Annotated in this window: 4 protein-coding genes; 1 reads left to right on the top strand and 3 read right to left on the bottom strand. The window is 54.0% G+C overall.

Features of this window, described 5'->3' with window-relative positions:
• The first annotated feature begins 49 nt into the window (after window positions 1–49).
• Complete coding sequence (locus tag F4V60_RS07035) at window positions 50–3,358, top strand: exonuclease domain-containing protein (RefSeq protein WP_075729941.1); 3,309 nt, start codon at window positions 50–52, stop codon at window positions 3,356–3,358.
• 51 nt (window positions 3,359–3,409) lie between these two features.
• Here F4V60_RS07035 and F4V60_RS07030 read toward each other — a convergent pair whose 3' ends face one another.
• From F4V60_RS07030 to F4V60_RS07020, 3 genes are read right to left on the bottom strand one after another with little or no spacing between them, the layout of a single operon-like run.
• On the bottom strand, window positions 3,410–5,845 hold the full coding sequence (locus F4V60_RS07030) for a Zn-binding domain-containing protein (protein WP_170216806.1): 2,436 nt from the start codon (window positions 5,843–5,845) through the stop codon (window positions 3,410–3,412).
• Between the two features lie 23 nt (window positions 5,846–5,868).
• Window positions 5,869–8,169, bottom strand: coding sequence for a DEAD/DEAH box helicase (locus F4V60_RS07025; protein ID WP_084559158.1), 2,301 nt, complete (start codon window positions 8,167–8,169; stop codon window positions 5,869–5,871).
• A 42-nt stretch (window positions 8,170–8,211) separates the two neighbouring features.
• Window positions 8,212–11,943, bottom strand: coding sequence for a hypothetical protein (locus tag F4V60_RS07020; RefSeq protein ID WP_141255851.1), 3,732 nt, complete (start codon window positions 11,941–11,943; stop codon window positions 8,212–8,214).
• Between the last annotated feature and the right edge of the window lie 153 nt (window positions 11,944–12,096).

Raw genomic sequence — 12,096 nt, 5'->3', positions numbered from 1 at the left:
TAAGCCGTGAATCCAGCGCGAAGTACAGACAACTCCTAGAATGTGGGCAATGAACTCTCTTTCCCTTTCTTTTCCCTATGTCGTCGTTGACGTAGAAACCACTGGATTCGGGCGTGCCGATCGGATCCTTGAGATTGCAATCATTGCTTGTGATGCGGGTGGGGAAGAGGTGGAGAGATTTGAGTCCTTAGTCCAGCCGGACCGCGACATTCCTAACGCCAGCATTCACGGTATTACCCCGACCATGGTCGCTGATGCTCCCACATTTGCAGAGGTATCTTCCCAGGTAGCACGGCTGCTTTCAGAGCGAGTGTTTGTGGCGCATAATGCTTCCTTCGATGCCAGGATGATCTCCCAAGAGTTCAGCAGGCTCGGGGTGGAGCTGCCGCCCGCACAGCAGTGGGCTATCGACACGATGGTCTGGTCGCGCCGGCTGCTTCCGGGTGCTCCAGGGAAGCTAAATCAAGCACTGGATAGCCTGGGGATTATTAACGCCCATACGCACTCCGCGATGGGGGATACCGCGGCCACTGTGCAGCTCTTTCTTGAGCTGCTAAGAAGAGGCGCGGTGGTTTCCGCGCAGCCTTTGCCAGATTATGTCTTCACCAACCTGCAGTACGCCGTGCAGTCCCCAAGGCCAACTGTCACGCGGTCTGCACCCCAGGGCCCCACATTGCTTCCCCGGCCGGTGGCAACAGGGCAGCGCGAGGCCGATGCCTATCAAGATCTTCTCATCCGGGTCCTCGATGATGAGGTCGTCACCGATGTTGAGCGCCTTCAACTGTATGATGCCGCCCAACGCCTAGGGCTTAATGAGGAAGAGGCCCACGAAGTCCACGTCGAGATGCTCCAACGCATGGCCGTTGTTGCCTGGGCCGATGGAATTCTCACGCAGGAAGAGCGCGCACGCATCGAAGAAGCTGCCCACGCCCTAGGAGTCGATGACGCACAGATTTCCGGTTTTCTGGCCCAACCAGTCGGCCCACGGATCAACATCTTCCCCGGCTGCCGGATTGCCTTGAGCGGAGAGCTGGCCTTGCCGCGTGGCCAGTGGGAGCAGAGAATCATCAACTTGGGCCTGAGCACCGGCGGAGTTACCAAGAACACCGTTGCGCTGGTGACTGCCGATCCCCATTCCCACAGCGGCAAGGCTAAGAAAGCCCGCGCCTATGGCATCCCCGTTCTCAGCGAAGCGGAACTGGCCTGGCTCTTGCGCAACTATGAATGCTCCGCAGGCGCCGCAACAGGCACCACGGCTGGCGCCACATCAGCTGCCGCAACAAGCGCCACTACCTTGTCGCCCCAACCCGTGGACTTGCAAGCTGACGTCGAGGAAACACCGCAAAGCGCGGAAGAAAACCCTCTGGAGGCAATCTTTCCTTGGGCATGGCCGCGGGAGGAAATCTCTGCGCCGAGCGTCCTCGTGCTCACCACGGAGTGGATCCGCGAACGCGCGGAAATCCCCTTGCACGAGCTTTCTCCCCGGCTAATGATCGGTGATGCCCTTGAGTCTGTGGATCGCTCGCGCCGAGTAGTCCAGCGCTGGTTCGAGGCCTTCTCCGAGCCTTTGGAGGCTTCAGTTCTCGATCTCAAAGACATCCGTGGCATGGGGCCCAAATCCATCGCGGACGCCGTCCACGCTGTCGCCTTGGCGGCATTGGATGCCGAAGACCCCGCAGCTTATTCCTTCGGCGTCGAACACAGCCCCTATGACGTGGCACCGCTCGAGCAATCGCCGTTCTCCTCAGCGTCCACCGCAAATCCAGCAAACCCTAGCCCCAGCTTGCTTGAAAAGGTGGTGCCTATGCTGACGTGGCTGGCCATCACCGAAACTCCTGCGGTTGCGATGCAGGAGGGGCTGCCAGAAGAAGTCCGCACGAGCTTGAGGGATTTCACGGCGCTTTCCTCGGACATCCGCTCCGAAATTGCAGAGACTACGGTAGCTGAACTGTGTCGCATCTGGGAAGATGATGCACGCTGTGAAGACATCTTCACCAGCAGGCTCACCACCGCTCAGCCGCAGTCCTTAGAAGAAATTGGCACTAGGTGGGGGATTACCCGCGAGCGCGTGCGGCAACTAGAAAAGATCGTGAAAGAAAAGGCCCTCACCGCCACCAAGATGCACCGGGCCGCCCTGCCAATCCTCGTTCCGCAGGCGCAGCGCTACACGGATTTTCTGGCAGCGCATCCTGAGTTTGCTACCACAGTTGTGCCTTCGGTCAACCTTGCCGCCGTGGCTCTCAACCTGCAAGAACAAGTACTGCGACAAGGCGAATGGATTCACAACCAACAAGCATTAGAAGCTCTGGAAGACGTTGCTCCCGACGAATTTGGTGTACTCACGCTCGACTCTCTCGCGGGGATCGGCCCTTCTACACCCGAGGAAAAGCTGGAGTGGCTAGGCCAGGTGCGTCCCCAATGGGAGACGCGCGGCAAGCATATCCTCACGCGGAACTCATCTCTCAATGATCGCGGCGTAGCCATTTTGTCTGTCAAGGGCACACCCATGTCTGCTCCGGAGCTTGTCGCAGACTTGGGTGATGCGAATCCACGATCTCTTGACAATGCTCTTTCCGCCGATGAACGCACCCATCGAGTTGCTCGTGGCTCGTGGGCGCTTAAGACTTGGGGCGGGGAGGAATACCGTTCGGTGGCGGAGTGGATTGGTTCCCGTGTCGATGTCACCGGCTCTTATCCGCTAGCCGGTCTGCTTGCACAGGCTCCTGAGCTCAACATTGCCCCCTCTAGCGTCCGCGCATTCGCTACTAACGGCGAGTTCATCTTGGATAATGGTCTGGTCAAGCGCAATACCGAACAAGTACAGATCGATGCCGATCCGCAGGAGGCCGCCGATCTCTACTTCATCGAAGGGCAGTGGCAGCTTTTGGTCACTATCACCTCCGAGCACCTGCGCGGCTCCGGGTTCCCCGTACCCCGCGCTCTGCTGACGCTATTCGATGTCCCATTCCTCGACCGGCGCAGCTTCCAGTCGGCGCATGGTCCCCAAGAGCTCATCTCAGGGCGCTCGAATGCGCATACAGGCAGCATCCGCCGCTTCCTCCCAGAGATTGGCGCCGGTGAAGGACACCGTGTCTGGCTGCGATTCTCGGATGACGGGACCTTCAGCGTTACCCGGGCAACCGACCGCGCGGAGCAAACAAATCTAGATGGCGAGCAGAACTCCGAAACCGCCCTAGCTGAGGCTCTCAACTACTGCGGCCTCGACGACCGTGGCACAGATCTTGCAGCTATAAACCAAGCATTAGACCTGGCCGCAGATGCTCCGCGCCGCCGCACTGTATCCCTGTTCAACCACCGCCGCCAAGAGAAAGTTGCCCAGCTCCTGCGAGAAATCTAGTGGCGGATCGGCGAACTGGCTCCTAGTGGCTTCCAGAATCCACCAGCGTGGCTAAGCGATCACTTCAAACTCGTGAAGAACATTCGCCGCGCGATCTCGCCTTAGTACATCGTGGAAGCGTTGGTTGCTGAAAGATCGCAGACAAGCATAACAAGAGGTGTTCTCGTCGCATTCGCATTCTTCTACTCGTCTCAATGCGGACGTGACGACGTCTTGGAAAGAATCGACTATCTTCGCCGTTACGCCCGCGCCGCCCGGTACTGCGTCGAAAAGGACAAAGCGAGGGACACCTTCATTCCAAGAAATTGTGCCGTCGAGATCGTCTCGGTTAATCTCAAGAGTTTCTGAGGCTGACTCTAGAATCGCATAAAGTGCAGACCTGAGGTCGTTAACCGAGTATTCGTTTAGTCCTGCGAAGCTAATGGTTGCAATGTCCGTTTGATACACATGTCCCAGCGAAACCCAGTCTGTGTTATTGGAGCAAGGCTGACCTGTACGCGGGTTGCGGTGTTCTCTCTTGTTTCCAACGGCGTAGCCACCACAACCGTCACTACAAATTCGGAAACCGTTCTCTCGACCGCGGTTTATCACCATTATTTCCGCTCGCCGATGTGCGGAAATAGTTAGAGCGGAGTCTCCAACAGCAAAGCTTTGTTCATTTCCACTGGGCTCGCCTTCTCCGAGAACGTGGGACTCTCGGTTCCACATAGCTCTAGGCGCTTTTTCTCCTACACGTCCCGCCTTGTGTTCGGCAACGAAGCCAAAACGCGGAATGAGGATGTCAATCGGTCTGGTACTTAATCCTTGATTGCAGTTTGGACATACCGCAGTCTCAAGATGTTCATACTTTTGACAAACAATCTCATTGCACGCCTTGCATTGCTGGAAGTAGTAATGGTCCAGGGCTCTGCCTGGGAGGATACGCACTCCCGCGGAAGTCCAGAGACGGCCGCCCGCCACCACGGAGTTACCGGGGGCGTAGTCGCCGATTGCAAGGGTAAGGTCGCGGTTGAGGCGAACCTTGGCGCCGGCTTCGCCGCCGAAGCTCGTGTCCAATTCGACGGTATCTACAGGGAATCCATACTTGGGAAGCAAGTTTTTAGTGGCTAGGTAACCGAGCGTCTGAGTCTTTTCCAACGTAGAGATGGTGAACTGATAGGCCCTGCTGCGGCCGTCTTTCTTCTCATTGAAGGCTTGTTGCCGAAGGTTCTTGAGGAGTTTGTGGTCGTCGAGGAGTGAATTCTCGACCTCTTGAATAAGCTCGAGATATTCTTTAGTCCACGCATCATTGGTTAGTCCGACCTCAGTTTGCAGCGACTCCGGTACAACTCGCCGGAGCGCGGTTTGTACTCGATGTGGAACGGGCCGGAGGAAGTCACTCATCAATTTATACAGGCGCTTCTCCGGATCATCGTTGAGAAAGAGCCCCGCGACCGTCGACCAAGGAAGTCCTCGAGGAGCCAGCGTCCTTAGGAATTCAGCGAAGGCGATGGAGTAGCAATGGCGGGTAGCGATGCGAGCATTCTCGATCGACAGATAGGGCGTGCGCATAACACCATCGATCATGTCCGTCGGATTCTGATATACGGCGATGTCGTGGGAGGCGCGCTTCGCAAAAGTTAGAACAAAGGCAGCGGATCCTGCGCGCCGGCCGGCACGCCCTGCTCGTTGCACATAGTTTGCAGTGCGAGGCGGCATGTTCCGCATCATCACAGACTGCAGTTCTCCAACATCAACTCCGAGCTCGAATGTAGTTGAGCATGACAAGACGTTGATTTTGCCATTCACGAATTGTTGTTGTACTTCTGCCGCTTCTTTGGGCGTCCACTGCGCAGTATGTTCTTTAGCCTTGAGAGAACGGATATCGAGGTTGCGTGCGAGCCAACGGTAGTGGTGGTTTTTAAAGGTCTCGGACTCTCGGTCTAGATGTTTAAGTTCTCCTGTGCAGGACGGGTTCGGGCACAAAGATAGACAATTGTGTAGCGACAAAGAGCTGCATACGGAGCAAACATACCAATCGAGCTTATCGCCGTCGGCCACGCTTATAGCAGAGGCGTCGATGACCCTTGCTGCTGGGGTAGAACCGCTTTTTGGTATCAGAATTCGAGTTGATTCGAGGCCTTCCCACACTCGGTTCAGCATCTTCAACGCGAGATCGTCGACTAGGGAAACATCGAAGGCTCCCTCCAACGCACGTTTCCGTAGGAGTTTTTGGGTGAGCTTCAGCCGCCCGTTGCTTCGTCCGAGGGCAGGAATCCAAGAATAGATTTTCTGAGCACGATCTCCGCCTCCTCTTTGGCGGAATGACCAGCCGCCTCCCCGTGGCTGGAAGCGCGGCTCGTTGACATCAGGAACACTTTTCATATCAAGGCCGCCGCGTAGGCGCATGTCAGAAAGCAAAAGATTGACAAAGGCCTCGGCATACAGATCGCTACCCAAAACTTGAGACACGTATTCGAAGGCAGTGGTGTTCTTGAAGCTGTCCATTTCTAGGTGATATCCAACAAGTCCTAGACCTTCGAGAGAGAGAGGTCTCTTTCGATACTTGTCGCCTCGTTGAACACCCATGGAATGATTTTGGGCTTTAGCTGCTCTCTTCCATGCTCGATGTGGGCATTTTTGACCTCCAGTACGGTGCTTGTTATCCAGTCTTCAAGGGAAGCTTGGTTTTCACGCGGAACTCCTTCCAGAGCTTTAAGCATCAAACGACGCTCTAGCATCTTTTCGAATCTTCTCTCGAGGTAAGGAGCAGCGAATGCAGCAGCTTGGCGCGAGTCAGAAAACATCAACAGCTTTCGTCCTTCGCCCACGAGGTTTTCAGAGTTTTCCGCTGCCGGCAGTAGCTGGAAGAGTGAGGTAGCCAGGGCTGCTGGTGTGGCATTACTGTCGGTCAAAAACCGCTTGATGAGGTCAGCCTTGCGTGAACCACATTCAGTGCAGGATTCTCGCGAATGCGAGCTTTCACTATGGACACGGACTGCATGCAGCGAACTTGAGCTACAGCTCTTGCACTCCTTAATCGATGAACGGTGTAGTCTTCCGCAATCCACGCAAAGATACATTAACGGGGGGACCTGCTCTGCAGCAGAAAAATCTGCGGATGATTCGACTTCGTCATCTTCATCAAGATCCGAGCTCTTTTCGTGAGCTTGAAAAACCAACCAGTTGCGGGCGGCTTCCCCAGTCTCTTTCTCCGGAGGGAGGAAAGCCCTTTTAGCGACTTTTCCAAGCAAATGAACGGCTCCGCATACAGTGCAAGTACCAAACTCATAATAAGGACGTTCGCCCAAAGCGGTTTCGTCACTGACTTTGCGGCTCAATGTCACCTGCGGCTGCCCCTGTTCATCGAAGCCTAAGAAGGCGCCCTCTGTAGCGCGGACGAACATGTGATACCTGGCTGAAATAGCAGGTATTCCTGTGGTATCCGTAGTGGCAGCACCGACCGAAACTAGCTGATGGACTCGCTCTTTGGAAATCTGTTTCTCTACATCGGGCCATAAGCTGTCGGCGATTTCCGAAATCGAAAGTGAGTGGTCCAGACATAGTTCGCGTAACCGAACAATATGTTCCTCTTTGTTGAGCGTCTGAAACTGGGTGACTCCAAGAGAATCGGCGTGTTCTTTCAAATGGGTCTGCAAAGCCAGCAGTGGGTCCTCCGCGTCGAAAAGGTGGGCGGGGAATTTCCAAGAGGCTTCGCGCAAAAACTTTACGCGTTCGGCTAATACCAAATCTTGACGGTTCTCGTCGGAGGTCTCGAACTCGAAAGGAGCATCGAAAATCGATTCACCAAAGTTCATGATCTCTTGCACTTCCCCCTGCAGCGACGCAGAGGTGGCAATGCATTGGATAGGAGAGTCTGGGCGCTGAACTCGGTCTTTGAGGCGGCGCAGAAGCATAGCTACTTCGGCACCTTGTGCCCCGGCATAAACGTGAGCCTCGTCCATGACGAGGAAAGACCAGTTTTGAGCCTTTGGCCCGTCGAAAAGCGTGGTGTCTTCTGGCCGCAGTAGAAGGTATTCCAGCATGGCGTAGTTTGTCAGGAGAATATTCGGGGGAGTCTCCTGCATCTGTTCGCGGCTGATTAATTCATTTGGTAGAGGAGAGCTTCCCTCATTCATGTCCTTGTAGAGTTCAGTAGCCGCCTTTGTATCTTTCGGCGTTTCCCCGGTGTATCGACCGAAAGTTAAGTCAGGGACTGCCGCTAGCATCTCTCTGAGACGTTTTACTTGGTCATTGGCTAGTGCATTCATCGGATACAAGAGAAGTGCTCTTACGCCGCTACCGAGTTGCCCAGCGTCTCGTTCTCGGAGAAGGTGGTCGATTATCGGGATTAGGAAGCTTTCAGTCTTGCCCGAGCCTGTCCCCGTCGAAACAACTAAGTTTCGCCCAGTATGAAGCTTTCTCACTGCCCGCTCTTGATGCAGATAGAGGGGGCGTGATGCGGGTAGTGATCTACCAAGCTCTGAAATGGAGGGACTTAAAACTCCCTCCTCCACTAGATGTTGAGGGGAGGATCCTGGGACATAGGGCGGGGTCATCTCCAAAATTGGTCCCTTGGTCAAGGAGTCGGCCTCATCGACTGCCCGCACAAGTGCCGATCGGATCTTTTCATTTTTGGGCCGCAAAAGCGTTTTAAGGTAGCGACGATAGTCGCTGTCGATTCGATCTGCTGCCGCAATGGGATCGATGTTTCGCCGAGAGTTCTTAGTGGCCTGCGCAGATTCAGCAGGAACGATAAGCTCAGTGGGATCCGAGAGCTCGGCGAGATCGCTAGGCAAAGAATCAAGGGCGTCTAGGTCTATGGGATGCATGGTTTGAAATCCTTTTGGACTGGAAGGTTGTTGAGGAAACGTTTATGACAGCTTTTCAGGAAGCAGCTGCGGTAGCGGTAAAGAACCGACTTTCTCTAACAACTGGCGAGCCTCTTCTCGGAGGAGATCGTTTGTAATCAGAGTTGGGCACATTCGTGCCAAGCTAGCCCAAGGCCTTAGCTCCCATGGTGTTGGATTGGTGAACTTCTCGTGTGCCCCTGCCACTCCGTGAGCGTATGAGCGAACGGAATGCGCCATTACAGCGGATATAAACGGTGCCCAAGGCCAGAGCCCAGTTCGTGCATCACCGTAATCTTCCGCAAAGCTACGGAGGCTAGAGACATAAGAACTGAGTTCTGGGCTGCCGATATTGGCGGAGAGATGCAAGGCCCGGTTCTTGAGGTCCCGGAGGTTCGGGATGAGGTCAATACGTGAGCGGTTGCGTAGAAGCTCTGCCCATCCGTGCCGAAGTGCGACCTCATCGGTCAGCAGGCGCCGCGCATTGATGTCAGATAGGCCTTCAATGGTGGCTGCAAAGTCTTCATGGACAATGCTGAGCGCGACATCTTCGACTATCTTTGAAGCGAATTCTTGGTCCGTGTGACAGGCTCCACCCAGAATCGAAATAAGGGCAGGCCCACCCGCAGATTCGATGAAGTCAGCTGACTGCGCAAACTCGCCTTCCCTACGGGAAAAACCTACCGTGCTTGCTATTGTGGCGACATCATTGATCTCCCCAAGAACTCCGACCCAGGGAACTGGGTGAAACTCGTCTAGAGTGTCCGCATGATTCTCGAAGGTGCAAGAAAACAATCCAAACTGAATCGCTAGGCCAACCTGATGCTCGACACGGACGTTCGACCGGCCAAGCGCTTCGAGTGAGGAACGCGGATCGACAACAAAGCTGCGCTCGCAGAGACCACGAACCTGCCTGGAAATAGTCCTTGCATCAGGAGATTCGAGGCTCAAGTCACACAGTGGTGAAAGTCGCTCCCAGAGTTCGAGCTGCTCCCTTGGCTGAGCGATAGTGGCTCCTCCTAAACTCGAGAGCTTGAATGAAAGCCCGAGGAGGTTCTCGTCATTTTCTCCATTAGCGTAAAACCCATCTTGGGCGACCACGAGGGCGGAATCGGAGGGAGCTTTAGGTGGCTGGACGCGATAGGCGGAAATTTCCTTAGTAATCTCCACTACGAGTGGCCCCGCATCCTGGAATTCCTCAGGTAAACGCGCCTTTTGCTTAGAGTCAAAGCAAACAGTAATGGGCTTGACATTGGCCTGTGTAAGGGGCCATACATATCCCCGCAAAGTTTCTCTTCCAGAAACTGGGTCTAAGAGATCAATAGTCGTGCCATCGATTACTGCTCTACCGGTATAGGGAGAATCGCTGACTTGAAAAAGACTAGAGCGCTTGAGATTAGCCGACAAGGCATTGGCGTCATACTTTTCCTTAAACTCTAAGAAGGCTGAGGTTTGTTTCTTTGCGCGGCTTCCTCCTCTGAAAAGCTTCTTCTCCGAGTCCCACATTTGTTGAACGCTGAGGGGATACCAGACTACAGCCAAGACAAAAGACGAAACTTCGGTGCCGAATGCTTGCTTAAGTTCATGGACAGGAACAGTGAACAAGCGACGATTGCGTCGAGCCTGCATTGGCAAACTGACGGCCTTGCTCTTGGATCGCCCGTCCACCACAAATAGTGTTACGTTTCCATCAATGCGGGAGGGAAAGCGAACTTTAACCTGTCCGGAGTCAGCCAGACTGCGCATTGGTACGGCGGAAGGGAAAGTGCTCCAAGTGTGCGGAACATCGGTACGGTCGATGCTGAATCTCATGGTCTTCGGTACAACCTGAAGGTCGAGCTCATATCCCTCTGCACTCGAGATCTTGAAGGAAGCAGTTTCTTCGGTGTCTCCGACAGCCTTGACACCGGTAAAGGGGATGTTAATGACTTTTCCAGGAGTATAGCTAGCTTCGTAGTAGGCCTTATTGTACCGATTCGCTGCGACATTAATATCCGGAGTCCGGAAGGGGACGGACTGTTGATAATTCATCTTGAGCCTGAGACCCTCTGCCATGTTGAAAAATTGTTTCTCGCAGATGAGGCCGTCCTTTAGGATCTCGACGCAGTACCGTCCTACCCAAGCATCTTCGTATTCGTCGTGAAAAACTACTATTTCTTCACCGGCGTATTCCTCTAGGTCTTCTCGCTCTTCGATGAAAGACTTCTCTCCGCCAACCGGACAATACGAGATTCGCATTGCCCAACAAGCATGTTGATTGTGCGGAAGTTTTAGAAGGGGCGACTCTCGATACACTGGGCCCATATCGCTTCCCAAAGCTTCATCCACCTTGGAAACATCAAGATTCCATTCTGGATCGCGGCTCCCTGAAGCCCGCACGTTACGCGAGGTTGACCTTGTCTCCCGGTTGGGTCCGTCTGAAACGCTGACCTTGAGTCCGCCACAATCCCGCAGTCCAACTAGATGGTAGACCCGCCAGTCATACCAAGAGCTAAACTGCAGTTCTTCTGCGACTAGGTCATCGCGTTGTCCGGACTCATCGGAAAACTCCGTGTTCGCAGGAGCTAGTGCGAAAAGGGAATTGCGTGAGAGCTCTTGTTGATTAGGGCAGTATTGGAAATCTGCTTGGAAAAACGCAACTGGAAAATCCGCAGCCATGAGAGGCAAGGTGGTTGTCTCTTGAGAAAGCGAATCAGTAACGCTGATCTCCGGTGTCGGAGAGCTGATTGAAATCTCCTTGCGTGCGAAGCAGCCAGTATATAGATCAATACTCGGTTCGATATGAAAATTGTCAAAGCCTGCGTCTACAGACCAAACTAGGTCTTCGTCCTCGTCTGGAACTGCAGGCAAAACCAGGAGGATCTTTCCTGCATCTGGATCCAGCTTCAGGTGAGGCTGTTGCTGAGCATCGGTGCGTGCACGATTCGCCCTAGAAACAACGGTGGCATCTTGCTGTGCAAGGAACTGACGCAACTCGGCGAAGGTCTTGGCTGGTAAACCGTTTGTGCCTTCGAAGTTCTTGTCGGTGTACCAATCGTCTTTGATCTGCGAGTAGTAGACATACTCGACCGTTCTAGCAAACAAGAAAGATGCGAGTTCAGGTTTTAGACTGGAGAGTCTGAACAAGGTACGAGGGCTTTTCTCGCTGATGTACTTGTTTACTAAAAGCTTTCCTTCTCGATCTCCGTCCGCCGGATCGTCATCGACAGCCAGTAAGGACTTGGAATCAGCTACAAGCTGACCCATCTCTGAGGTAGGGATTCCGGCATGTAGAGTCACTTGGGTTACGTACTTCGACGAACCCAGATTAACCCCGTCAAATACGTCGAGGTGGAGACGCTTCATCCAAGTGTGGAGGTTACGGCGAATATGCGCGGCGAGGTCCGAAGACTCTGACATTCCGAGTTGTTCCCAAAATATGGGCCAGAAAGAGTTGTCACGCGTAGTTTGAGTGCCCGCATTGACCAAGGCCGCAACGGTAAGCCTGGAATAGCGGTCTAGCGTTTTGGTGGCATCGATGCCACGTCGGCGTCTGTCTTCGATACCTTTGCCTAGTTCTGAGGAGATCCAATCGAGAGTTTCCGGCCGCAACCCAAGCTGGAAGAACATAAGCGACTGTTCCTTCTTATTCTGAGTTTGCTCCAGCTCAAATAGACTCTGTTCTGCCGAGCCCAGGCGATCCCATAAGTGCGTATGAAGCTGGGCTTTTGCGACGAGATCGATGCCTGATTTCCGGTGACGTGAGGGGGTAGACAAGATGGCGCTTTCGGTAGGAGAAAGAAATAAAGAGAAAATGCCGGTGCAGGCACTAAGTCTTTATTTTAGGGGTTACGGCCGACACCGAAAGCTGTCTTTCGCTAATTCTTTCTAGGAAGAGAAGTGCTAGGCCAAATAGAATCATGGTCACGT

Origin of the sequence: Corynebacterium flavescens, assembly GCF_008693105.1 — a bacterium.
In the GTDB taxonomy this organism is placed as follows: Bacteria; Actinomycetota; Actinomycetes; order Mycobacteriales; family Mycobacteriaceae; genus Corynebacterium; species Corynebacterium flavescens.
Note: the sequence above shows the minus strand (reverse complement) of the source record. Positions and strands in the feature narration are given on the sequence as shown.